Annotated in this window: 15 protein-coding genes; 8 read left to right on the top strand and 7 right to left on the bottom strand. The window is 51.2% G+C overall.

The genetic code is table 11. The features are described 5' to 3' along the window. Positions 1 to 205: 205 nt before the first annotated feature. From D6024_RS01895 to radA, 6 genes are all read right to left on the bottom strand, one after another. A complete protein-coding gene (locus tag D6024_RS01895; protein WP_240409911.1) occupies positions 206 to 1,687 on the bottom strand; it encodes a PSP1 domain-containing protein in 1,482 nt (493 codons plus the stop codon). 346 nt (positions 1,688 to 2,033) lie between these two features. Further along, the gene (locus D6024_RS01890; protein ID WP_121352509.1) at positions 2,034 to 3,251 is read right to left on the bottom strand and encodes a DNA polymerase III subunit; all 1,218 of its coding nucleotides are present in this window, start codon (positions 3,249 to 3,251) and stop codon (positions 2,034 to 2,036) included. 104 nt (positions 3,252 to 3,355) lie between these two features. Beyond that, positions 3,356 to 3,922: a glutathione peroxidase gene (locus D6024_RS01885; protein WP_121352508.1), complete on the bottom strand. Its 567-nt coding sequence runs from the start codon at positions 3,920 to 3,922 to the stop codon at positions 3,356 to 3,358. Positions 3,923 to 4,024: 102 nt separating this feature from the next. Further along, positions 4,025 to 5,425 carry a choice-of-anchor Q domain-containing protein gene (locus D6024_RS01880; RefSeq protein ID WP_240409910.1) on the bottom strand — a complete coding sequence of 467 codons (1,401 nt, stop codon included), beginning with the start codon at positions 5,423 to 5,425 and terminating at the stop codon, positions 4,025 to 4,027. 16 nt (positions 5,426 to 5,441) lie between these two features. Next, positions 5,442 to 6,143 carry a ComF family protein gene (locus tag D6024_RS01875; protein WP_121352506.1) on the bottom strand — a complete coding sequence of 234 codons (702 nt, stop codon included), beginning with the start codon at positions 6,141 to 6,143 and terminating at the stop codon, positions 5,442 to 5,444. Positions 6,144 to 6,314: 171 nt separating this feature from the next. Further along, the gene (gene radA, locus D6024_RS01870) at positions 6,315 to 7,691 is read right to left on the bottom strand and encodes a DNA repair protein RadA (protein ID WP_121352505.1); all 1,377 of its coding nucleotides are present in this window, start codon (positions 7,689 to 7,691) and stop codon (positions 6,315 to 6,317) included. 432 nt (positions 7,692 to 8,123) lie between these two features. Here radA and D6024_RS01865 point away from each other — a divergent pair, with 432 nt between their 5' ends. The 8 genes from D6024_RS01865 to D6024_RS01830 all read left to right on the top strand — a co-directional run bounded on the left by D6024_RS01865 (position 8,124) and on the right by D6024_RS01830 (position 24,232). After that, the gene (locus tag D6024_RS01865; protein ID WP_121352504.1) at positions 8,124 to 8,816 is read left to right on the top strand and encodes a zinc metallopeptidase; all 693 of its coding nucleotides are present in this window, start codon (positions 8,124 to 8,126) and stop codon (positions 8,814 to 8,816) included. 291 nt (positions 8,817 to 9,107) lie between these two features. Beyond that, positions 9,108 to 12,284 carry a SusC/RagA family TonB-linked outer membrane protein gene (locus D6024_RS01860; protein WP_121352503.1) on the top strand — a complete coding sequence of 1,059 codons (3,177 nt, stop codon included), beginning with the start codon at positions 9,108 to 9,110 and terminating at the stop codon, positions 12,282 to 12,284. A gap of 23 nt (positions 12,285 to 12,307) precedes the next feature. Then, positions 12,308 to 13,960 (top strand): SusD/RagB family nutrient-binding outer membrane lipoprotein, encoded by a 1,653-nt coding sequence (locus D6024_RS01855; RefSeq protein WP_121352502.1) that lies wholly within the window; start codon positions 12,308 to 12,310, stop codon positions 13,958 to 13,960. Between the two features lie 18 nt (positions 13,961 to 13,978). Continuing rightward, on the top strand, positions 13,979 to 14,872 hold the full coding sequence (locus D6024_RS01850; protein WP_121352501.1) for a hypothetical protein: 894 nt from the start codon (positions 13,979 to 13,981) through the stop codon (positions 14,870 to 14,872). A 220-nt stretch (positions 14,873 to 15,092) separates the two neighbouring features. Continuing rightward, positions 15,093 to 18,032 (top strand): SusC/RagA family TonB-linked outer membrane protein, encoded by a 2,940-nt coding sequence (locus D6024_RS01845; protein ID WP_162944472.1) that lies wholly within the window; start codon positions 15,093 to 15,095, stop codon positions 18,030 to 18,032. A 20-nt stretch (positions 18,033 to 18,052) separates the two neighbouring features. Then, complete coding sequence (locus D6024_RS01840) at positions 18,053 to 19,489, top strand: RagB/SusD family nutrient uptake outer membrane protein (RefSeq protein ID WP_121352499.1); 1,437 nt, start codon at positions 18,053 to 18,055, stop codon at positions 19,487 to 19,489. A 267-nt stretch (positions 19,490 to 19,756) separates the two neighbouring features. Further along, positions 19,757 to 22,828, top strand: a complete 3,072-nt coding sequence (locus D6024_RS01835; protein ID WP_121352498.1) for a SusC/RagA family TonB-linked outer membrane protein — start codon at positions 19,757 to 19,759, stop codon at positions 22,826 to 22,828. 12 nt (positions 22,829 to 22,840) lie between these two features. Next, positions 22,841 to 24,232: a RagB/SusD family nutrient uptake outer membrane protein gene (locus D6024_RS01830; protein WP_205573207.1), complete on the top strand. Its 1,392-nt coding sequence runs from the start codon at positions 22,841 to 22,843 to the stop codon at positions 24,230 to 24,232. Between the two features lie 49 nt (positions 24,233 to 24,281). Here the strand turns inward: D6024_RS01830 and D6024_RS01825 are convergent, their stop codons facing one another. Further along, positions 24,282 to 25,835: an Rne/Rng family ribonuclease gene (locus D6024_RS01825; RefSeq protein WP_121352496.1), complete on the bottom strand. Its 1,554-nt coding sequence runs from the start codon at positions 25,833 to 25,835 to the stop codon at positions 24,282 to 24,284. Positions 25,836 to 26,080: the final 245 nt, after the last annotated feature.

Below are 26,080 nucleotides of genomic sequence, written 5' to 3'. Positions count from 1 at the left end.
CAACGATTGCCTTTTAAATATAATAAAAAAGGGCATCTAATTACAGGCATTTCGCCCTGATAATCATCATGAATCCATGCGGAAACCTGACGTGGAAACAGCACACCTGGAACGGCAAAAGCGAAAGGTGATTTAGCATTAACAGGCTGGAGCCAAATAAAAAAAGTGGCCCAAAGCCACTTTTAAGTTTATACGTGTGAGTCGTTTACGATCCCGGGTTTTCCTGTTTGGGACTGTTTTGACTGTCGTTGTCTTTGTTCCCTTGTTGGGGCCGTCGTGGCTGTTGGGGTGGGCGGTTTCCCTGCGGCCGTTGCCCTCCGCCCTGTGGCTTTGGCTGCCCGCCGCGCTGCTGCACATTGGCCGGCTTTTGCTGCTGAGCACCCTGCTGCGGACGCTGCTGGTTTTGCGGTGGCCGCTGCTGTCCCTGCGTAGTTCCGCCCTGTGGCCGCTGCGGCTGCTGCCCCTTGGCTTGCCCCTCGCTTTTACGCTGAACGGGCAGGCCTGGTTTGCCGGTCTGGGGACTGCTTTGCGGACCTTGCCGGTTACCACCTTTTTGTTGCTGCCGCTGGTCACGACCTCTATCGCGGCGTTTTTTATCGGCCTTTTCAAGACTGCGCAAGCTGATATGCCCCACTACGTCGACAAACTCCGGTTCTACGTCTTTGGGCTTTGTCGAGACCACTTCCACGGCTTCGAGTTCTTCGGGAAAGGTTCCCTGCATGTTCAGGGATTTGATCTTCCGCACCCGCTCGATCGTGAGGGGATATTGCTTGGTGCTCTGTGGTAATATGTACCACATCAGGTTTTTGAAAATATCTTTTTTGATCAGCGTGGCCGTGCCCCTGGCTACCTGCAACATGTCGGCATTTTCCGGGAAACCCTGCAGGGCATCCAGGTAGGTGTCGAGTTCGTAATTCAAGCAACATTTCAGGCGGCCGCATTGCCCGCTCAATTTGGTTTGGTTGATGGAAAGGTTCTGGTACCGTGCCGCCGCCGTGTTTACCGACTTGAAATCGGTCAGCCACGTCGCACAGCAAAGTTCCCGGCCACAGGATCCAATGCCCCCTACTTTCCCGCTTTCCTGCCTGGCACCGATCTGGCGCATTTCCACCTTTACACGAAACTCGGAGGCATACTGTTTGATCAGCTCACGGAAGTCCACACGGTCGTCGGCGATATAGTAAAAGGTTGCTTTTTTGCCATCGGCCTGGAATTCCACTTCGCTCATCTTCATTTCCAGCTTCAGCTGGCGGGCCATGGCGCGGCTGCGAACCAGCGCTTCGGCCTCGCGGGCTTTGTTGGTACGCCACTGGTCGAGGTCGCGGTCGGTGGCGCGGCGAAGGATCTTTTTCATTTCCGGCGCCATTTCATTGACACCGCGTTTTTTCATTTGCAGGCGCACCATTTCGCCGGTCAGCGATACTTCGCCGACGTCGAAACCGCTCACACCTTCCACAGCGATCATGTCGCCTTTGTCCAGATGGTGCAGCATTGTATTGCGATAAAAATCTTTCCGGCTGCCCTGGTTGAAACTGACTTCTACCACGCGGCAGGCTACTTCCATATCGGAAATTGGCAGGTTGCGAAGCCAATCGTAGGTATTCATCCGGTTACAGCCGCCCGTGCTGCAACCTCCGTTGCTTTTGCATCCATTGGGTTTACCCGTGCCACAAGAACCACATCCCATGCTATCTCGAATTTTAATACGGTTAAAAATGAGAGGCAAATGGACAGGGGAGAAGGAGAAAGTCAGGGGAAGGCAAAATTCAAAGGCAATCCCTTTTATGGACAGACCGTTCGTATAGATCAACCACGGCAGATGACCAGCACCTGCCAACGTAAAATGCATGGAAAAGCAGCTTGTTTTCCCGCTTTTTACGTTTGAATTTTACTTTTTTCCTTATGTATACTGAAGTAATGAATAACTTTCGAAACCTTCTTCACAATGCCGATAACCTCTGATATATGTTGATCCTCTTTCGAGGGATTGAGCAAATATAATTTTTTTATACCACCGCCCAAGAAAGGCTTTCTTACACCGAAACCACGATCCCGCTTTTAACAATATGGAACAGTTTGATGGTAAGCGCATGAAAAAGGATCTTGGCATTGGCATTTCGCTCGATGTAGTAGGAAGCTTTGTCCAGTTCCTCGGTGATGGCTTCTTTCTGCTCGATACGAATCTGTTTGTTCAGTTTCAGCGCAAAATCCCGTTCGCCGGCCGACATGGCCTGCAACAGGTTTTCCTGCAAGGCACCGCTGGTGATCTCGAGGCGGAGAGCCTGTTCCAGCAAATGAATAAAATAGCGCAGGAATTGCTTTTGGTTTTCCCTTCCGAGGCGGGCAATCTCCTCGATCACTTTTACCTGGGCCGCAGGGCCGTTGCGCAAAATGGCGTTGAGCCATTCGCGGAGCAGGTTGAAATAATCTTCGCCGGCATGCTGCAACAGTTGAAGCGCTTCGCGGTAATTGCCCTCGCAGGCATTCGAAATCAGCCTGGCCTGTTCTGTATCGAGACTGGCTTTGCTCCGCAAGGCCTGCTCAATGTCCTCGGGCTGCAGGGCGGGAATTTTTACCAACTGGCAACGCGACAGGATCGTGTTCAGGATGGCGCCTTCGTTTTCGGCAACCAAAATAAAAAGGGTATCGGCCGGCGGTTCCTCGATCAGTTTCAGGAGTTTGTTTCCCTCTTTGCCCAGGTATTCGGGCATCCAGAGCACCTCCACTTTGTAACCGCTTTCAAAACTTTTCAGGTTTAGTTTGCGCAGAATGTCGTTGCACTCCTGGGCTGTGATATTGCCTTGCTTGTTTTCGGCACCAATAAACTGGAGCCAGTCGTAGACATTGCCGTACGGAAACTGCTGCATGAATTCACGCCACTCCGCAATGTAATCGGTGCTCAGGGGCGGACTGCCGGCTTTTTTGGTGACAACGGGATAGGTATAGTGAATGTCCGGGTGCACCATGGCTGCAGCTTTCGAAAACGAAGACTGCTTTTGCATCCAGGCGTCGGCTTCTTCGGGAGTCGAAGGCAGTTGCACGTCAACCGCTTCACCAAAAAGTGAAGCTTCCGGTGCAGCGTTTTGGAGCGGCAAAAGGCTGATGTAATTGGCAAAGGCAAAAGCCAGTGGCAGGGCGCCGCTTCCTTCTTTGCCTAAAAACAGCAAAGCATGGCTGATGCGGTTCTGCTGCACCATTTCCACTAAGTGTTGCTTTACCTCCTGCTGGCCGATGACGTCTTTGAATAACATTGTCTTTGAACTGGGGTTGATAGGATACGTGGGATAAATAAAAAAAAGCCGCCTGTTTATCAGGCGGCTCAAATATCCTTCAAATCCCAGTCATCCCACCTATCTCAGTTCAGAAATTTTGTAATCTCTTCGCTCATTGGATTGACCTTGTTGTGGAAAACAGCAACGAGATTTCCATTTTCATCCACCAGGAACTTGGTAAAATTCCACTGCACGGGATCTTGCAAAAAGCGCTTGTAAAGAATATCTTTTGTGTTGTCGCCGGGAATTTTCTTGGCCATTTCATTGGATTGCTCCACCAGCCATTTGAACAGGGGATGGATGTCGTCGCCCTTCACAGATACTTTTTCAGCCATGGGAAAAGTGACGCCATAATTCTTTTTGCAAAACTCCCCGATTTCTTCGTTGGTGCCGGGTTCCTGCTGGCCAAAGTTGTTGGCGGGAAAGCCCACGATGACAAGCTTGTTTTTGTACTTGTCGTACAGCTTTTGCAGGTCGGCATACTGGGGCGTGTTGCCGCATTTGGAGGCAGTGTTGACAACCAGCACTTTCTTTCCTTTGAACTTGGCGAAGTCGATTTCTTTCCCGTCGAGACTGGGCACTTTGAACTCGTAAAAAGCAGCGCCGGAGAGCAGCACAGAAAGAAGCGATGCAAGAATGAAGGTTTTCATATTTCGATCAGTTTTGTTTTACATGAATTACAGCAAAGCAGCGAAAGGATTAGCCTAAACAGCGCTTGTTGCTACAAAGTACGGAAGTTCTTTGGCAATCGGCTACTGTTTTTCGTAAGCACCCAGGTCGGGTAATCCTACCGGGCGGGGATTGCCATCCAGGTCGAGAGGCACACCGGCAGTGGAACCGGCGTTGATGGCGGGTGAACCGTCCTTCAGGCGAAAATTAAAAAATCGCTCTGCCGTGTTGATGCTGTCGAACAGCGGCTCACCGGAAACGACACCGCTTACCGTTGCATTGGCCGGCGGGGTTTGCACCCGCCACAGTACCCTGTCGAACGTAACGTTGAAGTTGGTATTTCCCTGTTTGGCCGTGACGACTTCGTTGCTGACAAACCCGTTTTGATCGCCCCAGAAAATGCAGTTGCGAAAGCTGGCATTGAGATGATTGACGGTAACCACGTTGCCCTGCGTTAGGAAATTGGTCAGCAATAAAACAGGATCCTTGTGCTGTATAAAATTATTCGAAAAGGTGGCGATGGTGCTGTGCACAAAATCATAACGACCGCCCAGGGCAAGGATCACGTTCTTTCCGCAATTTGATACCAGGAGGTTACGGGCTGTAATGCTTGTATTGATACCTAGTAAGCCCACATCGTATGCATTGTCGATAATGGTTTCGGAGAGCTGCAGTTTGGTTCCGGAAGAAGAAGCGTCGCTGACCACAATTCCCTGGTAGGCATTCTTGATAATGCCATACCGGATGCTGTTGTTTTGGCTGCTGGCGGTAAAGACCAGCCCCGGGTAGGAGGCAGGAAAGTCGCGATACGGTTCGTCGAGCCGGTCGCCGGTAAACACCACCCTGGTGCTATCCCATTTCTCACCGGTTACCTGTAAGCTGCCGTGGATAACAAACGGGGCGTCTGCGTGTAGATAGATCCTGCATCCTTTGTTGATGGACAGCAAGGCATTGGTATCAACCGTAAGTCCTCCCAGTATCACGTAAGGCAGGTCGTTGTTCCAGGTTTCGTTGCCAGTAATCTTCCTGTTTCGCAGAAAATGCGCATTCTGCCCGAAGGCATCCAGTTGAATCCAGGTACGGTTCCCGTTGTAAGTTAGTTCAATACTGTCCCGCACCACGAAAGGAAGATCCCGGGCCGTAGGATTGATGCGGACGGTGACATAAATATAGGCGCTGTCATTGCCCAGGACTTCGACGTTACTGACCTGCGGGCCTGCCACGCCATCCACATTGATCTGAAAGGGAGACGCCGCACCACCGGCCAGCCGGACGGAAGAAAGGCGGATACCTTTATCGTTGTTGTTGATGATCTTGACAAATTGTGAAACCGAACCGGTGGTAGTGAAAACCGTATCGAAGTGCAGCGTGTCAACGCTGCTTGCGAGCCGGGCACGGGAATCGGTGGTGAATGATTCTTTCCGGCATGAAAACAAAAAACAAAGCAGTACGGCAACAGGCAGGAGGTTTTTCATCCGGTTCATAAACGGTAAAAATACACTAGCGACTCGAAATACAAAGCGTGGCAAGGCTTAGCTGTACCCCTGCTGCCTGCAGCAGTACCGCTCCACAAGCTTCCAGCGTGGCGCCAGTGGTGATAACATCGTCCACGAGAAGCAGGTGCTTGCCTTCGATCGTTTGCGGCTTTACCAATTCAAAGCGACCTTCCATGTTCAGCCAGCGTTCGATGCGGTTCTTTTTGGTCTGGCTTTCGGTTGCCGCCTTGCGCACCACTACATCCTCAAAGAGCGGCAAACCGGTGGCTTCCGAAATGCCCTTGCACAAAACGGCTGCCTGGTTATAACCGCGTTTTCTTTCTTTTGCCGCAAAGAGCGGAAGCGGCACCAGCCCATCCACACCGCGAAAGCGTCTGGCTTGGTTGAGTGAAAAACCCATTTGCCTGCCGAGGTAAACGCCGGTTTCCCTGTTGCCCCTGTATTTGAACTGGTGCATGAGGTGCTGCATAAGAGAGCCCTTGGTGAAATAATATTCTGCCGTAGCTGCAGTAACCGGAAGACGTCCCCAAAACAATTTTTCAACGGGATTGTCAGGATAAAGCTGGAATGCCGTTTTGGGCAGGGAAGAAAGGCATTTTAAACAGAGAAAATGATCCGGCTCCAGCACATCGGTGCCGCAACCTTCACAGACATGCGGGAATAGAAAATGAAGGACGGCCTCTTTGAGGTCTCTTGCGGGCTGCATACTTAAATGTAAACAATCGTGCATTCAATTGGAAATGCTTGTCAGGACACGAGCACCGGCTATTAAAAAACCGTTGGCGGAGACGCCAACGGCAGCGAGGTTATGTGGGCAACTGAATTGAAAGCTGTCAAATTTCTTCGACCCAAGTCTCCTGTTTAGGGGAAAGAAGAGCTAGAACAAATGCCGGTACACTTCCTCTACTCGACCCATCATGACCACATCGATGTTGTATTTGTGTTTGTGTACGCCTTTCTGGTTATACTTCGACACGATGATCTTGCTGAAACCCAGTTTTTCGGCTTCGGCAATTCGTTGCTCGATTCGGTTGACGGCCCTGATTTCTCCGCTCAATCCCACCTCACCGGCAAAGCACACATCGTGTGGCACCGGTACATCTTCATAGGAGGAGAGCAAGGCTACAATCACTGCCAGATCAATGGAAGGATCTTCCACTTTTAAGCCACCGGCAAGGTTGAGAAAAACATCCTTAACGCCAAAATGAAAGCCGCCGCGTTTCTCCAAAACAGCTAAAAGAAGTTGCAAACGCCTCGTATCAAAACCGCTGACGGTTCGTTGGGGTGTGCCATACACCGATTGCGTAACCAGGGCCTGCACTTCGATCAGGAGTGGCCGTTGTCCTTCAATGGTGGCAGCGATGGCAATCCCGCCCAGTGATTCTTCCTTTTGCGTAATGAGGATCTCGCTTGGGTTGGTCACGGGGTTCATGCCGTTGTCGTTCATTTGATAGATGCCCAGTTCGGCCGTGCTGCCAAAACGGTTTTTCAACGTGCGGAGGATTCGATAGGCATAATGGCGGTCGCCTTCGAACTGCAACACGGTATCCACCATATGCTCCAGCAGCTTGGGCCCTGCAATGGCCCCTTCTTTCGTGATATGACCAATCAGGAAGACAGGTGTATTTGTTTCTTTGGCAAACTGCTGGAATTCCGCAGCACACTCTCTAATCTGGGAGACAGTTCCCGGTGAGGATTCCACAAACGAAGACTCGAGGGTTTGAATGGAATCGACGATGATCAGTTGGGGCTTCAGCTTTTTAATTTCCTGGAAAATAATGTTCGTCGAGGTTTCCGTGAGAAGATAAAAGTTTTCGCTCTGCATGTTCAGGCGGTCGGCCCGCATCTTGATCTGTTGTTCGCTTTCTTCTCCACTTACATAAAGCGTGACAACATTCTTCAACTGCAAACCCATTTGCAGGAAGAGCGTGGATTTGCCGATACCCGGTTCGCCGGCAACCAGCACAATGCTTCCGGGAACAATTCCGCCTCCAAGAACCCTGTTCAATTCGGCATCGGCAGACAAGAGCCGCGGTGATTCTTTGGTTTCAACTTCGTTGAGATGGCGGGTTCTCTTCGTTGTTCCATTGTCGTTATAGGTTGTCCAGTCATTGGCCGCCGCTTTTTTCGTGTCTTTTTGAATCAGTTCTTCTACGAACGTATTCCATTGTTGGCACGAAGGACATTTACCCAACCACTTTGCGCTTTCATAACCACAGTTCTGACAGAAGTAAGCCGTTTTTACTTTCGACATGGAGCAAATTTATTCGCGTAAGAGATGAAATTTTTTTATCAAACGTGCAGTTGGAAGAGGAAAATAAATGGCAGAAATTTTTAGTAAAAAGGGCTGATCTTTCGACCAACCCTTTTACTTACTAACCCATTAAATTCTGACACTAAATTACAATTCTGCGGCACTTTACAAAATAATTTTTTGGCGATGTGCAAAACTTTTTAAGCATTTTATATAAATGATTTTAACATCTTTGACTTTGTATAGTATTGAAAATCAATAACATAATTTCTGCGCTTCAAAGACTTTAAAAAAAATCCTGCTGATAAACTGTCAGAAAAAAGGGCAAGGTGGCGAGGTGGACTGACAAAAAAGGAGAGGCTGGTTTTAGAGACCCTTTTTTCCGGGATTGGATATAGATTTGAGGGATAGAAAAGAAAAAAAGGAGACCTGATGACCCCCTCAATAATGCTTGTTTCATTTCTTTTTATCGGTATCAGCATGATCGTGTCCATGATACTGAAGAGCCGGTTTGCTGCCTATGGTAAAATTCCGTTGTCGGCCAGGCTGACCGGCAAGGAAGTTGCCGAGAAAATGCTGCGGGAAAACGGTATTTATGATGTAAAGGTGGTTTCTATGGACGGTTTTTTGTCCGATCACTACAATCCCGCCACTAAAACCATCAATCTCAGCCCGGAAGTATATAGCAACTACAGTATATCGGCTGCAGCCGTTGCGGCGCATGAAACCGGTCATGCTGTGCAGCACGCCAATGCTTATACCTGGCTAAACCTGCGAAGCAAGCTGGTTCCGGCGGTTCAGGTAAGCTCAACCATTGTAAACTGGGTGCTCCTGATTGGTGTTTTTATGGCTGCGTCCGGTAATTCGACGCTCTTACTGGTGGGAATTGCCCTGTTTGCCCTGTCTGTCCTTTTCTCACTCATTACATTGCCGGTAGAGTTTGATGCCAGCCACCGTGCCCTCGAATGGCTTAACCGAACCAATGTGACCAATGCACAAGAGTATCCGAAAGCAAAAAATGCCCTGAAGTGGGCGGCCATGACCTATGTGGTGGCAGCTTTGGCGGCCGTTGTAACCCTGGTCCAATATATCATGATCTACATGGGGAGCCGGGACCGAAATTAATTGGCAGAAACAGGTCTGAAAAACCGCTCCGAAGAGAGCGGTTTTTTTATTGCCATTCAAAGCAGCTATTTAAATTTTCATCCTGTCTTTTTTCCGTCTGTCAAGTATTTGCATATATTTAACCATAATTAAAAACCCGCTTGAATGAGAAATGCTTATGAAACTGCCTCGCCTGCCGGCATCCCCATTCTGGGCGTGCTGTGCAATACTTCGTAACTGCGAATCCCCGCTATTTCTATAAACTCTAAAGAATCGAAAGACTGTTATTTCATCATTTAAATCAAAACTCACATGAGAAAACTTCTATGCTTTGTAGCAAGCTTCTTGCTACTGGGCTCTGCTTTCGCTCAGAAAGTTGAGGTGTCCGGAAAGGTTCTTGGCGAGAATAGCCAGCCGCTTCCGGGGGTTTCAGTGCAGGAAAAAAGCACATCCAACGGTACCTCAACCGACGCCAATGGAAATTTCCGCCTATCGGTTGCCCGGAATGCGACCCTTGTTTTTTCTTCTGTTGGCTACGACAGGAAAGAAGCGGCAGTAGGCGCAGATCCACGGGGCGTTACCATTACGCTGACACCCGCCAGCAATGCTATTAGCGAGGTCGTAGTAACGGCCCTTGGTATCAGGAGGGAAAAGAAAGCATTGGGTTATGCAGTTACCACGGTAGACAGAAAGCAACTGGAACAACGCCCTGAGGCCGACATTACCCGTGTGCTGAACGGGAAAACACCGGGTGTGGACATTGGCGCCACCAGCGGGATTTCGGGCAGCGGTACCAACATCGTTATTCGCGGTATCTCGTCGATTACCGGTGAAACCACGCCGCTGTTTATCGTTGATGGCGTGCCATTCGACGCATCTACCAATGCGCAGTCGGATTTCCGTTTTGGCAACCAGACGTCCAGCCGCTTCCTCGACCTGGACCCCAACAACATTGAAAGTGTGAGTGTATTAAGAGGATTGAGTGCCACGGTATTGTATGGAGAACAAGGTCGCAACGGGGTGATCCTCATCACCACGAAAAATGGTTCGAACCGGAGAGTGGGCAATAAGGCAGAAATCACGCTGACACAATCGACGTTTGCCAACAAAGTGGCCAGCCTGCCCGATTGGACCAATGCCTATGGCGGTGGAACCCACCTTTCCACGGGCTTCCAGTTTTACAGCAACTGGGGCGCAGCCTTCCAAAATCCGCCAGTGACCTTGCTCCATCCCTATAGCCGCTCGGCCTATGCCGCAGCTTTCCCGGAACTGCAGGGCGTTAAAATTCCCTTTGAAGCCCATCCGGATAACATCAACAGTTTTTTTCGCACCGGCTGGATCAATACGACCTCCATTAACGTGGCGGGTTCTCCGGGTGCCAACTCAAACGTCAGCGGAAACTTTACTTTCTACAACGACAAAGGCTTTATCCCCGGCAACGACCTGCGGAAATACACCGGCGGTCTGGGTGGAAGCACAAAGCTAAGCAACCGCTTTACCGTTTCCGGCGTGGTAAACTTTGCCAACACTGACTACCAAACGCCTCCGAACTCGGCCAGTACGGGTAGCGGCCCGCAGTATGCCAACTATCCCGGCATCTTTGCCGACGTGATGTACACGCCAAGATCGATCGACCTGATGAACTGGCCCTTTGAAGATCCTACAACCGGTGCATCGGTTTATTACCGCCCGTCGAACGATATTCAAAACCCCCGCTGGACCGCAAAATATGTGAAGTTCACCGAGAGCGTGCAACGGGTATACGGAAACCTGGCCCTGCGTTACGACCTGCTGAAAAACCTGAATATCATGTATAGGATTGGCCTGGACAACTTTTCCAACTTCAATACGCTGCAATCGCCCAAGGGCGGTGTCCAGGTGCCGCTGGGTGTTTACAGAACTACCAACATCCGCAACACGATCCTGAACCACGAATTGCTGGCCAACTACAATACCCGGTTTTCGCAGAACTGGGATCTTTCGGTTACGGCCGGTAGCAACCTGCGGAGAACCCTCTATCGCCAGGACGGGATGTTCAGCCAGAACCAACTGGTGTTCAACCTCTTTAATCACAACAACTTTATCAACCACACCAACAAGGGTGAAGACGGCAGCAACCTCGACTTCAGGTCCGAGTACGAGTCCCTGGGTGTGTTTGCAGAAGGTAACCTTGGTTACAAGGACTTCCTGTATGCAACCGTCGGTGGCCGTAACAGTTGGGTCTCAACACTGGAAGAAGCCAACCGCTCCCTGTTCTATCCCAGCGGTAGCCTTTCTTTTATTCCGACAGCCGCCGTTGAAGGGTTAAAGAACAACAAGATGCTCAACTATGTAAAAATGCGTGTCGGTTATGCCACCAGTGCCCGTTTCCCCGATCCGTACAGAACCCGCCAGGCGCTGAGCATCGGCAGTAACGTGTTCGTGACACAAAACGGAACACAGGTGAACTCCAATTCCATTCCCAACCGTTTGCCCAACCCCGACCTGAAGCCCGAATTGCTTCGCGAGGTGGAAGCCGGTTTGGAAACCCGCCTGTTTAACAACAAGGTCAACCTGGACTTTACCTGGTACAACCGTCTTTCCAAAGACCAGATCATTTCGCAGCAGTTGGATCCTTCGACAGGCTATACGGAAAAAGAGATCAACGTCGGTGGCGTACGCAACCGCGGTATCGAAGTGGGCCTGAACATTGCGCCGGTGAAAGGCCGCAATTTCGGATGGGACTTCACGGTGAACTTTACCCGTAACCGCAACGAGGTAACCTCGCTGGCCGATGGTGTAAAACAAATCCCCGTGGCCGGCTTTACCGACCTGGGTAGCTTTGCCATCCCCGGCAAGCCGCTGGGCATTATGCAGGGCTATTATGTGCAGAGAGATCCCAAGACCGGTCAGCGGATCGTAGATAACCAGGGCAACTACCTGAGCTCAACCGAGATCGGAATCATTGGCAATCCCAACCCCGATTTCAAAACCTCGTTGATCAACAACCTCACCTACAAAGGACTGAGCTTCCGCATGCAATGGGATTACACGCAGGGTGGCGACATTTACTCGGCTACCATCCGTTCGCTGCTGGCGAGGGGCGAAACCAAGGATACCGAGTTTGACAGGACATTGCCGGTCATCCTGCCGGGTGTAAAGCAAGATGGAACGCCGAACGATATCCAAGTTGATGCATTCATCGCTTACTTCAACAGCCTTGGCTTTGGTGCATCCGATGTCAGCGTGTTCGATGGCACGGTGATCCGTTTGCGTGAAGCTTCCCTCTCGTACAGCCTGCCTTCGGGACTGATCAGCAAAACACCGTTTGGTGGCATTTCGCTGACGTTCTCCGGTCAGAACCTTTGGTACAAAGCGCCCAACACGCCGAAGCACATGAATTTCGATCCGGAAACATCCGGTTTGGGTGCCAGCTCCTACAGAGGGTTTGAATTCATTACCGGTCCTTCTTCGCGCCGTTTTGGCGGAAGCATCAGGGTAACATTCTAATCGATTTTTCTAAAACGACATCTATGATTAAGTCAATCAAATATATCTTCTTCGTTGCGGCCCTGGTGTGCGGGATTGGGTCGTGCAAAAAGTTTGACACGTTGCTGGACAATCCCAATTCACCAACGCCGCAGAGTGCCGATGTGGACCTGTACCTCAACACGGTGCAGCTCAACTTTGCATCCTTCTTCGACCAGACACAGGACTTTGGCGCCCAACTCACCCGCATGACGGTGTTCTTTGGCCCCACCTACCAGAACGGGTATTCGCCCAACAGCTTCGATGGGATCTGGAGCACGGCCTACACCGGCGTGTTGAAAAACGTAAACGCCATGATCCCGCTGGCGCAACAGCAGCAGAAGTTCTTTCACGCCGGTATCGGTGAGGTGCTGAAAGCTTATACGCTGATGACCCTCGTCGATATGTTTGGTGATGTGCCGTATACAGAGGCCAACCTGGGAAATGAAAATCTCAATCCGAAAGTGGAAAGCGGCAAGAACATCTATGCAGCTGCCCTTACGCTGCTCGATGCCGCCATTGCCGACCTGGGGAAAACCCCGGCCACCACGCCTTCGGCGATTTTGTTCAACAACCAATCAAGGAGCAGTTGGATTAAAATTGCCAATACGCTGAAGCTGCGGGCCTACATGAATACCCGCCTGGTCGACAACACCGTTGGCGCCAAGATCAAGGCATTGGTTGATGCCGGCAGCATTATCACGTCCGATGCCGATGAATTCACGTTCAAGTACGGTACGCAACAGTCGACTCCTAACAGCCGTCATCCGCGTTACAACGACAACTACGTGGCTTCGGGTGGTGCGGGTGGTTATATTGCCGTGCAATACCTGTACTCGATGGTGTTTGAAAAATCGGTGGCCGATCCGCGCCGCCGCTATTATTTCTATCGCCAAACCAGCTCTGTTCCCTCACAGCAACAAATGCCTTGTGCTTATCAGAATGCACCGGCACACTTCCCGGCCGAAATGCCTTTTTGTTACCTCGGTTCCGGTTACTGGGGTCGTGATCATGGTGACAACTCGGGTATTCCGCCGGATGGTACCCTGCGCACCGTTTGGGGTGTGTACCCGGCAGCGGGCAAGTTCGATTGCAACGACTTCACCCAGACCGGTTTGAATGACGGCGGCCGCGGTGCCGGTATTGCCCCCATCTGGATGTCTTTCTTTACAGAGTTTGAACTGGCCGAAGCAGCCCTTACAACAGGTTATACCGACGATGCACGGACGCGTTTTCAAAATGGTGTCACAAAGTCCATCAAGCGGGTCATGGCCTTCCCCGGCCAGGTTGGCGCAACCGCTTGCACCGCCTCTGTACCCACGGACGCAACTGTGACGAAGTACATCGATTATGTCATGGCCCAATACGATGCGGCTACCACCACCGATGCCAGGCTCGACGTGGTGATGAAGGAATATTACCTGGCCCTGTGGGGAAATGGCCTCGAATCGTACAACATGTACCGCCGCACCGGCAAGCCAAAAGCCAGCATCAACGATGGTACCGGCTTGCAGTTCACCGTGCTGCCCAACCCGGGTGCGTATATCCGTTCGTTCCTCTATCCTTCGACGTATGTGAACCTGAACACCAATGCTTCGCAGAAAGCCAACTGGGCGACGAAAGTGTTCTGGGATGTAAATGCGGACCCCTTACAATAATTCAAAAAATTGAATGCAATGAGAAAAATTCAGATCAGCATATTTGCCTTTTTTACACTGCTGGTATTTTTTGCCTGTAAAAAAGAAACCGACCAGGTGCTGTCGCCAGACCAACTGGCAACCGGCTCTTACCTCTCCATTGACAAGGCCAACAACACCGAGTTCAATTTTGCACAGATCAATACATCGGCAGTGAGCTGGGATGCACACATTGTGGGCGAAGCGGCCGATAAGGTGATTAGTTACGTAAGCAGCAGCAAAAACTCCGCAGACAAGAGTACCTGGAAAAAGGTAAAGGAAACAACTGTCGGGTCGGATGGCAAGGTGACCATCTCTGTTACCGGCGCTCAGGTAGCCACGGCCCTGGGCGTTTCGCCAACGACGTTGTCGCCCGGAGCTCAGTATGTCATTTATAACGAGATTGTGACCAAGTCGGGAAAGGTGTACAATTATAACAACACCAACTCCGAATTTGAATCATCGGCGGCTTTCAACATGGGTATGCGGATGTTCTCCACCATCACGTGCCCGTTTGATCCCACTGGTTTTGCCGGCGATTTCGTGGTGGTTAGCGATAATGACTGGCAGGACTTTGCGGCAGGTGAAGTATTGAAAGTAACCAATGCAACAGCGAATTCCATTACGTTGCTGGAGTATCCCGCACCAGCGTACGGAACCAACCGCAAAGGAGTTGTTATCAAAATTGACCCAACAAGCGGACGGGCCACGATTGATGAACAAAGCGTCGGCGATTATTATTCGGGCAGTTCACTGGTGCCTGCGAAAGTAAAATCAACTGCCGGCAAAGTCAGTTACGTCTTTGCATGCACAGGTGATATCATCCTGTACCAGGATGTGATTTACGGCACAGCCACATACGGTCAAAATTTATTGCGATTGAAAAAAATGTAACCGCTTTCCTAGCATCGCGGCAAAGGCCACCCATTTGGGTGGCCTTTGCATTTTAGCGATTAGGCGGAAGACATATGCGTGATTATTATTTTATGAGTATTCTGTCACCAGCCTATTTGACCGCTCATCAAAAAGGAATGCAAAAAAGCAGCAGATCAGAATCTTCCGAGACTCTTACTTATTCGGCCTTTATTTTTGCAACCTTTTTAAAACAATGAGAATGAGAAGATTGAAACTGCTCCTCGCAACGGGGCTCCTCTTCTGTGTCCAAATCCTATGGGCCCAGGTGCAGGTAACGGGAAAAGTTACCGATCAGAAAGACGGCTCACCGCTTGCCGGCGTCACCGTAACAGTGAAAAACAACAACCGATCCGCCGTCACCGGTGCGGAAGGAACCTACAGCATCAGTGCTCCCGACAACGGAACCCTGGTGTTCAGCTTCGTGGGCTATGCGACCCTTGAGCGTCCGGTAGGTAGCGTGGTAAACGTGGCACTGGCGGCCGGCGAAAATGCCATGACCGAAGTGGTGGTCACAGGCTACACCTCGCAAACTCGCCGCGCTTCTACCGGCTCCATTGCCCGGGTAAAAGCCGACGAGGTGAGACTGCAGCCCGTAGCGTCGTTTGAACAGCAGCTCCAGGGTAAGTCGGCCGGTGTGCTGATCCAGTCGGGAAGCGGCCAGCCGGGTTCTGCCGCCAATGTCATCATCCGCGGAAAGGGCTCTGTTCTGGGATCAACCCAGCCGCTTTACATCGTGGATGGCATCCAGATCAGCGCTGCAGACTTCCAGAGCCTGAACCCTTCCGATTTTGAGTCGTACAACATTTTGAAAGACGCGGTATCCACCTCGCAATACGGTTCCCGCGGCGCCAATGGTGTCATTGTGATCACCACGAAAAAAGGCACGGCCAATAAAACCCGCCTGACCTACGACTACCAATACGGTATTGGCGAACTGCCCGAGAACAAGCTGAAACTGATGAATGCGGCCGAAAAGATCGCCTTTGAAATGTCGGCCGACGGTATTTACGGCACCAATCCCAATGGCTGGAGCGACGAAGAAGCCGACAGTCTTTCCAAAGTGAACGGCAACTGGGCCGGCGCCATGTTCCGCAAGGCAAAAACCCAGCAGCACCAGATCAGCCTGACCGGTGGCAGTGAGCGCACCCGCTTTTTTGTTTCGGGTTCTGCTTTCGACCAGGAAGGCGTGGTGACCGCAACAGGCTTGAAGCGTTACACCGGCCGTATCAACCTCGATCACTCGGTGAACGATTTCCGCCTGGGACTGAATGCCTTTGTGGGTTCTTCCCGGCTTGAAAACACAACCGAGTCGAACACCGGCATCGGCTCACCGCTCAATGCCATCCGCTGGCACCTGCCCTACGTAACGCCTTACCTGCCCGATGGTAGCTACAACGATGCAGACATGGCCATCCAGGGACAGCCCAACGCCCTGAAAGAATTGCTGGAAAACCCACGCACCAACAGGCAACTGAAAGGACTTGCCGCCTTCAACCTGGAATACCGTGCGCCTTTCCTGCAGGGACTGACCGCCAAAACCAACCTGGGTGTTGACTTTACCGACAACACCATCCAGCGTTATGTAAGTCCTACGACTTACCTCGGAAGTCAGCAAACAGGCGGGCAGGGTTCTTTTGCACAAAGCAACAACCGCAACCGCCGCTTTTCGGTGACCAACTCGTTGGGCTACCGCAAAACAACCGGCGACCATGCGTTCGGTATCAACCTGTTTAACGAGTTGATCCAAAACCGCTTTACGTCCTTTGGCTTTACCGGCTACGGACTGGCGGGTGCTTTCCGCAATGCAGCCGGAATTATTCCCGGTACGCCGACCAACGGCTTCATCCCAACGGTAAATGGCAACGAGACCACATCGGCCTTGCTTTCTTATTTTGCTATTGGCGATTACAACTACAAAGGCAAATATTTCCTCAACGGAACGGTGCGCCGCGACGGTGCGTCTAAACTGGCCGAAGGAAAGAAGTGGACAACTTTCGGTAGCATCGGCGGTAGCTGGGTGATCAGCTCCGAAGACTTCATGAAGAATTCCCTGTTCAATGACCTGAAGCTGAAAGTCGGTTATGGTTCTGCTGCCAATTCCAATGTGGGTAATGATTACGAAGCGCTGGAGCTGTTTGGCCCGACCTCTTACAACGGTGTGGGCGGTTTGGTGCTCACCAACCTGGCAAAACCCAACCTGACCTGGGAGATCCGCAACATGTTCAATGCGGGCATTGACTTTGGCCTGCTGAAAAACCGTGTAAACGGTACGTTTGAAGTGTACAACTCCGTTACCAACGGTTTGTACCTGAACCGCCAGATCTCCGGCACCAGTGGCACCACGTCTATCCTCACCAACATGGGCCGCATGCGCAACCGTGGGATCGAAGCCACCATCACCGCAGCGATCTTTAAAGGCAAAGGCTTTAACTGGACACTGTCGGCCAACCACACCTACAACCAGAACCGCATCCTGGAACTGGACGGACAGCCCGAGAACATCGATGGCCTGTTCATCAACCGTGTGGGTGAATCGCAAAACTCGCTGTACGTCGTTCGTTTTGCCCGCGTGGATCCGCAAACCGGCGAGTCGATTTACCTGACCAAAGACGGAAAAGAAACCAAAACCTACGATCCGAACGACCGCGTGATTGCTGGCCGCACCGATCCCCCGCATTTTGGTGGTGTGACCAATACGTTTGGCTACAAAGGCTTTGAGCTGGGTGTGCTCTTCACCTACATGTTTGGCAACAAGGTTTACAACAACGACCGCACCAACGTGGAGAACCCCGGTTATTATTATTCCAGTGTGGCAGAGAGTCTGCAGCGTGCCTGGACCAAAGCCGGTGACATTACAGACGTTCCGGGCCTGATGGACGAATACCACCCCGAGACCACCCGCTATGTGGAAGACGGGAAGTTTCTCCGTTTACGCAACGTGATGCTGAGCTATGCATTGCCGGCGAACGTTGCCGGAAAAATCAAAGCCAGCACGGTGCGCTTCTTTATCCAGGGACAAAACCTATACACCTGGCACAACGTCCTGGCCTACGATCCGGAAGTGCCTTCGGGGAACCTGCTGGGTGCCCAGTATCCGCCGTTGAAAACATGGACGTTTGGTGCCACTGTTGGTTTTTAATTTTTAAAATTGATTGACGAATGAAAAAGATAGTGAACTATATATTTTCTGCTCTGGTAGGATCTCTGTTCCTGGCCTCCTGTACAAAGGAGATCGACCAAAGCCCGACCTACACGCTGAATGGCGAAGAGCGCTTTAAGACCATCAACGACTACGAATACGCATTGACGGGAGCTTACTCGCAATTCCTGGCCAATAGCTATTACGGCAGCACCAGCGGGGCCAACGCTTTCGTTGCGTTGCCCGATATGATGAGTGATAATTTGTATGAGACCAGTGAGTCGCTGGTCAACTACACCCAATTTTCCGGCTGGTATTACACGGCCGACGATGGTTATGTGGAAGACATTTGGCTGGATGCATACAGCGTGGTTCGCCAGGCCAACCTGACCCTGCGTGGCATCGATAACCTGGCTTCGCAAAACCCCCGTGCGGTCAACCGTATCAAAGCGCAGGCTCTGGCCATTCGTGCCCTGTCTCATTTCGACCTGTTGCGCTATTTCGGTGAGGACTACGGCCGCAATTCCACCAAGCTGGGTGTTCCGTATGTCGACCGTTTCGACATCGAGCAAAAGCCGGCCCGCCTGACGGTAAAAGCTACCTGGGACCGGATTGAAGCCGACCTGAAGGAAGCCAAAAACCTGATGGGCAACATGGACAAAGAAATCCAGTCTGCTACCAGCACGGCGGCCAGTGCCCGTTCGCTGATCGACCCGATGGTCGTGAATGCCATCCTGGCCCGTATGTACAATTATGCTGGTGTGCAGGACAGCGCCATCAAGTATGCAACCCTGGTGATCAATGCACGTCCCCTGGCGACGCCTTCGGAGTACCCGCAGATCTGGAAAGACGTCACAACAAAAGAAGTGGTTTGGTCCGTAAAGTTCCAGGCTTTCAACAGCGACATTGGCGGTAACGTTTATTATGCCGTTGGCAACCGGGCTTCGTACAGGCCGACCACCAACCTGCTGGCAACCTACAATGCCTCCACCGACGTTCGCTATCCTTCTTTCTTTTCTTCGATCGCGAGGCGCGGAACCAACCGCCTGGTGGCGTCCAAGTACATTGGCAAGGAAGGACGTACCGATGGCATCGTTGATTTCAAAGCCTTCCGCACCAGCGAAATGTACCTTATCCGTGCCGAAGCCTATGCCCGACTTGGAAACGACGTACAGGCCCTGCTGGATTTGAACACCCTACGCCAGGCCCGCAATGCGGCTTCCGGCCTTGAAACCGGTGCAGCCCTGCTGGATGCGATTTTCGTGGAAAGAAGAAAAGAGCTTTTCATGGAAGGACAGCGTTTCTTTGATCTGAAGCGCACAACCCGCACCATCAACAGGACAACCAACTGTTCCAACTTCTGTACTCTCGAACCGGCTGCAAGGGAATGGAACCTTCCCATTCCGCAATCGGAAATCCAGGCTAATCCTGCGATTGTGCAGAACCCCGGCTATTAAGCTGTTTTTTATTGATAGACAAGCCCCGGAAATTCTCCGGGGCTTTTTTTTTGAAATGCAGCAATTGAGAAAAACCGGTTTGTCTTCTCCTCGCCCTGGTTTTCTCCTTTCGTGGCCTAATAATAAAATGTTGTATATGATGAATTTGTGGGGTTTTTCAATTTTTTGCTGCCAGGCAGCGTATTGAACCGCTCATGCAGCAAATCTGACCGCCTAAATGTCTAACTTGGCAGCGTAATCTTAACATTTCACGAAAACTCGCTACAGATGAGAAAAATCAAGAATTTGCTGCTTTTAGGGATGTTGTGTAGCATACAATTCCTTTGGGCACAAACAACTCAGATCACAGGTAAAGTATCGGACGAGAATGGCGTGCCCGTTTATGGTGCAACCGTGAGCGTCAAAAACACCAACATTTCAGCCGTCACGGCTGCCGATGGTTCGTTTACCATCAAGGCGGCTCCCAATGCCACGCTGCAGATCAGCTATGTCGGTTACCGGACGGTGGAAGTGCCCGCCTCGGCCGCAGCATCCATCCGTCTTGCACAGGGCGAAAACAAACTGACAGAAGTTGTCGTTACCGGTTATGGACAAAGCTCCAAACGGGAACTGACGTCCAGCGTTACCAAGGTGAAAGGGGCTGATGTGGTGAATACACCGGTGCCCAACTTTACGCAAGCCTTGCAGGGTAGGGCGGCAGGCGTATTTGTCGAATCCCAAAACGGTAAAGTGGGTGAAGGCGTGAAGGTCCGTATTCGCGGACAGGGATCCATTAACGCCTCCAATTCACCCTTGTATGTGGTGGACGGAATTCCCATCAACACCGGAACCTTGTCGGGTAATGCGCTGGCCGATATCAACTTCAACGACGTGGAGTCGTTCGATGTATTGAAGGATGCCGCTGCAACAGCCATTTATGGTAGCCGTGCGGCAAATGGTGTCATCCTCATTACAACCAAGAAAGGCCGCGCAGGCAAGCCCAAGTTCAACGTCAATTTTCAATACGGTTCCAACAATCCCACGCATAAACGTGGTTTCCTGAATGCGCAGGAATACCTTGACTTCTTCCGCGAAGCCGCCGTCAACGCCGGCAAATACCACTACAACCGCGCTGGCAACTGGGCCGGGTTTGGCTCCGAGCAGGAAGCTGTTGATTACATGGTTAGCAAGGTGGAAGGCCGTTTCACCCGCTACAGCGGCTGGAGCGACTGGAAGAAACTGGAAACCAACACCAATTGGGAAGACCTGGCCTTCCAGGATGCCCATGTGGGTTCGGTGGATGTGTCGGCCGCCGGTGGGAACGAACGGACCCGTTACTACATGTCCGGTTCGTACAACAGCCAGGATGGTATCCTGTTCGGCAATAACTTCGACCGCATCTCCGGTCGTATCAACCTGGACCAGGACCTTTCCGATAAATTTAAAGTAGGGGTAAACCTGACGGTGGCCCGCACCAATACAAGACGGGTGGCCGAAGACAATGACTTCAGCACACCGATGCAGATCGTGGCGCTTTCTCCCATCACGCCGGCGCGTGATAAGAACGGCAAACTGTACGATCGTCCCGTGACGACTTACTACAACCCGCTGATCGAACTGGAGAACGGTGAATGGCGTTCCACCAACTACCGCAACATCGGCGCCGCGTTTGGCCAGTACAATTTCCTGAAGAACCTCTACTTCCGCACGGAGTTCGGTCTCGACATGCTGAACCAGAACGATGAAGAGTTTTACGGTTCGCAAACCATCAACGGCAACGCCACAAATGGCTTTGGCCGGAGCACCTGGTTGCGGACGGTCCGGTATACCACCAACAACTTTTTTAATTACAAATTCAATCTCGGATCGCGACATGATTTTGACGCGACAGCCGGTTATTCTTTTGAGAAATCACAAAGTCGCTCCACTTCGGTGTCCGGCGAACAGTTTCCGTCCGATGACCTGCGCACGCTGGCCAGTGCCGGTAAGATCACGGCCGGTTCTTCGTCGAAAAGCGAGTTTGCACTGGAGTCTTTCTTTGGAAGGATCAATTACAAGTTTAACGACAAATACCTCCTTGGCGTGAGTGGCCGCTACGACGGTTCCTCCGTGTTTGGCGTGGACAAGCGCTACGGTTTTTTCCCTGCTGCTTCTGCAGGATGGATTATCAGCCAGGAAAACTTTTTGAAAAGCAGCAATGTGCTCAATTTCCTCAAGCTGCGTGGAAGCTATGGCCAGTTGGGCAACTCGCTTGGCTTTGGCAACTACGAAGCTCAGCCGGCCTTTGGCGTAGCCAAATATGCAGGCGTATCGGTGCTGTCTCCCGCCCGTCTGGGAAACAACCAACTGACCTGGGAAACCAGCAACCAGCTTGACCTGGGTCTTGAATTTGGCATTTTCAACAACCGGTTGAGCGGTGAGTTTGATTTTTACGACAAGCGTTCTGCCAAAGGCGGCCGTGGTTTCATCTTCAATCTACCCGTGCCGCTGACCACCGGTTATGGCAGCTTCATCACCAACATCGGTGAGATCCAGAACAAAGGGATCGAGATAGCGCTGAACAGCACCAATATCAACGGCAGGGATTTTCGCTGGACCACCAGCTTCAACTTTACCTACAACCAAAACAAAGTGCTGAAGATCGACGGCGAGCAGGACACCCTGTCGTTCAATGACGGCCGCTACATGAATGCACTGATCGTAGGCCAGCCGATTGGCGTGTTTTATGGTCCCCGCTACGCAGGTGTTGACCCGCAAAACGGTGATGCGCTCTATTACGAGCAGGACGGAAAAACCACGACCAATGATTACAACGCAGCCGGAAGTTTCGTCGTGGGCAATCCCAACCCGAAATACTTCGGCGGTATCAACAACAGCTTTAGCTACAAAGGCATCGAGCTGAACGTGCTGTTCCAGGGCGTTTTCGACTACCAGATCGTGAACGGTGCCGGCGGCTTTATGAGTGCCCGCGGCGACTGGTTCGACAACCAGACCCGCGACCAGTTGAAACGCTGGCAAAAGCCCGGCGACGTAACCAACGTGCCGCAGGCCCGCCTGAACTGGTTTGGTGATTTCGCTTCACCCAGTGTTTCTACCCAATACATGGAAAGTGGCAGCTATGTTCGTTTGAAAAACGTAACGCTTGCCTATAACCTGCCAGCCAACATCCTGCGCAAGGCAAAATTGAGCAGTGCAAGAGTGTATGCAACCGGTGTAAACCTGGCAACATTCACCAATTATTCAGGCTGGGATCCGGAAGTGAATACCGACTACCGGGCATCGAACATCAACCAGGGATCTGACTTTTATGCGGCTCCGCAGATCAAATCCTTTGTGGTGGGTTTAAACATTGGTTTCTAACAATTAAAATGAATGAGACACATGAAATTGAAGAATAAACTTTTTGGACTCCTGGCCCTGTCGCTCCTTGCCGTGTCCTGTAAAAAAGAACTGGAGCTGAAGGACCCGCAGTTTTTAAGTCCGCAGGATGCGGTGGCCAATGACGCCAATATTAAAAAAGTCCTGCTTGGTGCATACGATGCGATTAGTTCGGGCAACCTTTACGGCGGCAACCTGCAGCTTTTTGCCGACCTGATGGGATCGGACGGTGAGCTGAGCTGGGTCGGTACGTTTAACACCTACCGCGAAGTATGGGGCAAAAGCCTTCTCACAACAAACCCCAACGTTTCGGGGATGTGGGGCGCCGGCTACAATGCCATCAATATCGTTAACAGTGTGCTGGCCAACATCGGCAAGGTCAATACAGCCGATCAAAACAGGGTGAAAGGCGAAGCCTTGTTTATCCGTGGCGCCATGCATTTTGAACTGGTTCGGTTTTATGCAAAAGACTATACGGACGGCAACCCGGCCACCAACCCGGGCATACCGGTGGTGAAAACACCAACCAACTCCACCGACGAGATCACCAAGCCCTCACGCAACTCGGTGCAGGACGTGTACAATGCAGTGATTGCCGACCTCACCGAAGCGGAAAACCTCCTGCCGCTGGAAAATGGTGTGTACGCCACCAAATCAGCCGCGGCTGCTATCCTGTCAAGGGTGTATTTGCAGAAAGCCGATTACGCCGGCGCCAGGGATGCGGCCAACAGGGGCATTCAGAATGCAAAAAACAAGGGCCTGCTCGCCAATTTTATGGATAATTTCAACCAGTCGACCAATACGCCGGAAGATATTTTCGCGATCCAGGTCAGCGACCAGGATGGTACCAACAACCTGCAACTGTTTTATTCCGTGAGCATTTTTGGTGCCCGTGATGGCGATGTGGAAGTGAACCAAAAACACCTGAACCTCTATCAAGCCGGAGACGAGCGGGCCACCGTGACGGACGATCCCGACCTGCCGGATTTCAACACCGCATTTTACTTTAAGTTCGGTGCCTTCCGCACCACCAAGTTCCGCGACCTGTATACGAACGTAAAGGTTGTCCGTCTTGCCGAACTCTACCTCACCCGTGCTGAAGCGAACTACCGCTTGGGCACTACGGTCGGAGCCACGCCACTGAACGATGTGAACCTCATTCGCCGACGGGCCGGTCTTGGCAATCTGGCGGCCATTACCAGTGTAGACCAGATCTACCTGGAAAGAAGAAGAGAGCTGGCATTTGAAGGATTTGGCATTCACGATGCCAAGCGTTTCAAGCGCACCATCGATGGATTGCCCTGGAACGACAACAAGCTGGTATTTCCCATCCCGTTCCGCGAGCTGAATGCAAATTCCAGCCTTACGCAGAACCCCGGATATTAGTCCACAAAACAACACAAATAAAAAAGCCGCTCCAGTGAGCGGCTTTTTTTTAGAGCTTTATTTCATCACCGTTTTCAGTAAAGAACTTAAACTCGGTGAGGTGGTAGCTGGTGTCTGCCACGGCAGTGATCTTTTTTCCAAACCTGCGTTTCCACTTGGCAATTTTGGAATTCCAGAAAAAGCCTTTGGTAAGGTAGGCATGCAGGATCGGATGCGTAACGATCGTCAGTTCTTTGTGGTTGTGGGTGAAGAGGTAGCTGAGGTTTTTTTCAATTTCATCTTCGAGGAGGAGCGTGGAGGAAATCTTTCCGGTACCATTACACGTAGGACAAACTTCCTGTGTATTGATATTCATTTCCGGCTTCATGCGCTGGCGGGTGATCTGCATAAGACCAAACTTGGAAATGGGAAGTACGGCATGCTTGGCCCGGTCGGGTTGCATAAAGCCTTCCATGGCTTCCATCAGCTTCTTTTTGTTTTCCGGCAGCTTCATATCGATGAAGTCCACCACGATGATCCCCCCGATATCCCGCAAACGCAGTTGCCGTGCAATTTCTTCTGCTGCTTCCAGGTTTGTTTCCAGTGCGTTCTGCTCCTGGTTGTTGCTGACGCTTTTGTAGCCGCTGTTGACATCGATCACGTGCAGGGCTTCGGTGTGCTCAATGATGATGTAAGCCCCGCTGTTCAGGTTTACCGTTTTGCCAAACGACGATTTAATTTGCTTGGTGACACCAAACTGGTCGAAAATGGGTGTGCCGTTTTGGTGAAAGGTGACAATGTCGGCCTTCTCCGGCGCCACTTTCTGGATGTAGGTCTTCGAGTCGGTGAAGATGTTTTTGTCGTTGGTGATGATGCGGTTGAAATCTTCATTCAGCAGGTCGCGAAGGATCGAGGCGGTCTTTGTTTGCTCGCTCAAGATTTTGGTGGGCGGTTGAGCGCCTTTCAGGTTATCCTGGATGCTCTTCCACATGGCCGTGAGCTCTGATAGATCTTCGTGCAGTTCGGCCGTGTTCTTACCTTCGGCTGCCGTTCGCACAATGACGCCAAAGTTTTTCAGCTTGATGGATTCAACGATGCGCTGGAGGCGTTTGCGCTCTTCGGACGAATGAATTTTGCGGGAAACTGCGACAATGTCGTTAAATGGTGTCAGTACCACGAATCGGCCGGGAAGCGAGAGCTCGCAGCTCAGCCGCGGACCTTTGTTGGCGATGGGCTCTTTCAGGATCTGAACGAGGATGTTGGGCTTTCCGTTCAACACTTCGTTGATCTTTCCGGTTTTAATGATCTCGGGTTCCACCTGGAAAGTGGCAAAATCCATCCCACCTGGTGTCTTGTCGTTGATGGCAAGCTGGGTAAATTTCAGCAGCGATTTTGCATAGGGACTCAGATCGGTATAATGCAAAAACGCGTCTTTTTCATACCCCACATCCACAAAAGCGGCGTTGAGGCCCGGAATTAATTTTTTGACTTTACCCAGATACAAATCGCCAACGGCAAAGCGTGCATCGTTTTTTTCGCTGTGCAGCTCCACCAGCTTTTTTTCTTCTAATAGCGCAATTTCCACACCCGACGACGTGGAGTTAATGATCAATTCCTTATTCACATTATAAATTCTTTAAAAATACAGGCGTACGTAAAGATCAGGCTATGCTCTTAACCGGTTGCTGAAGTTTTTGGGTTGATAGGAGTAAGAGAGGCAAATTGATGGGAACTGCAATCGGTTGTAAGTAGGCATTGCCAAAAAAGGATAACCGGAAGCTTCACAGGAGGCTTCCGGTTGATCGAATGAACCTTATTTACGCTTTTTATGACGGTTCTTTCTTAATCTTTTTTTGCGTTTATGCGTCG

Source organism: Flavisolibacter nicotianae (assembly GCF_003628535.1).
GTDB lineage: Bacteria > Bacteroidota > Bacteroidia > Chitinophagales > Chitinophagaceae > Flavisolibacter > Flavisolibacter nicotianae.
This window is presented reverse-complemented; position numbering and strand designations above follow the sequence as displayed.

Coding starts and splice junctions, on each gene's coding strand:
- D6024_RS01830 (WP_205573207.1), top strand. CDS start 22,841: ATGAGACACATGAAATTGAAGAATAAACTTTTTGGACTCCTGGCCCTG.
- D6024_RS01840 (WP_121352499.1), top strand. CDS start 18,053: ATGAAAAAGATAGTGAACTATATATTTTCTGCTCTGGTAGGATCTCTG.
- D6024_RS01845 (WP_162944472.1), top strand. CDS start 15,093: ATGAGAAGATTGAAACTGCTCCTCGCAACGGGGCTCCTCTTCTGTGTC.
- D6024_RS01885 (WP_121352508.1), bottom strand. CDS start 3,922: ATGAAAACCTTCATTCTTGCATCGCTTCTTTCTGTGCTGCTCTCCGGC.
- D6024_RS01855 (WP_121352502.1), top strand. CDS start 12,308: ATGATTAAGTCAATCAAATATATCTTCTTCGTTGCGGCCCTGGTGTGC.
- D6024_RS01875 (WP_121352506.1), bottom strand. CDS start 6,143: ATGCAGCCCGCAAGAGACCTCAAAGAGGCCGTCCTTCATTTTCTATTC.
- D6024_RS01865 (WP_121352504.1), top strand. CDS start 8,124: ATGACCCCCTCAATAATGCTTGTTTCATTTCTTTTTATCGGTATCAGC.
- D6024_RS01895 (WP_240409911.1), bottom strand. CDS start 1,687: ATGGGATGTGGTTCTTGTGGCACGGGTAAACCCAATGGATGCAAAAGC.
- radA (WP_121352505.1), bottom strand. CDS start 7,691: ATGTCGAAAGTAAAAACGGCTTACTTCTGTCAGAACTGTGGTTATGAA.
- D6024_RS01880 (WP_240409910.1), bottom strand. CDS start 5,425: ATGAACCGGATGAAAAACCTCCTGCCTGTTGCCGTACTGCTTTGTTTT.
- D6024_RS01890 (WP_121352509.1), bottom strand. CDS start 3,251: ATGTTATTCAAAGACGTCATCGGCCAGCAGGAGGTAAAGCAACACTTA.
- D6024_RS01835 (WP_121352498.1), top strand. CDS start 19,757: ATGAGAAAAATCAAGAATTTGCTGCTTTTAGGGATGTTGTGTAGCATA.
- D6024_RS01850 (WP_121352501.1), top strand. CDS start 13,979: ATGAGAAAAATTCAGATCAGCATATTTGCCTTTTTTACACTGCTGGTA.
- D6024_RS01860 (WP_121352503.1), top strand. CDS start 9,108: ATGAGAAAACTTCTATGCTTTGTAGCAAGCTTCTTGCTACTGGGCTCT.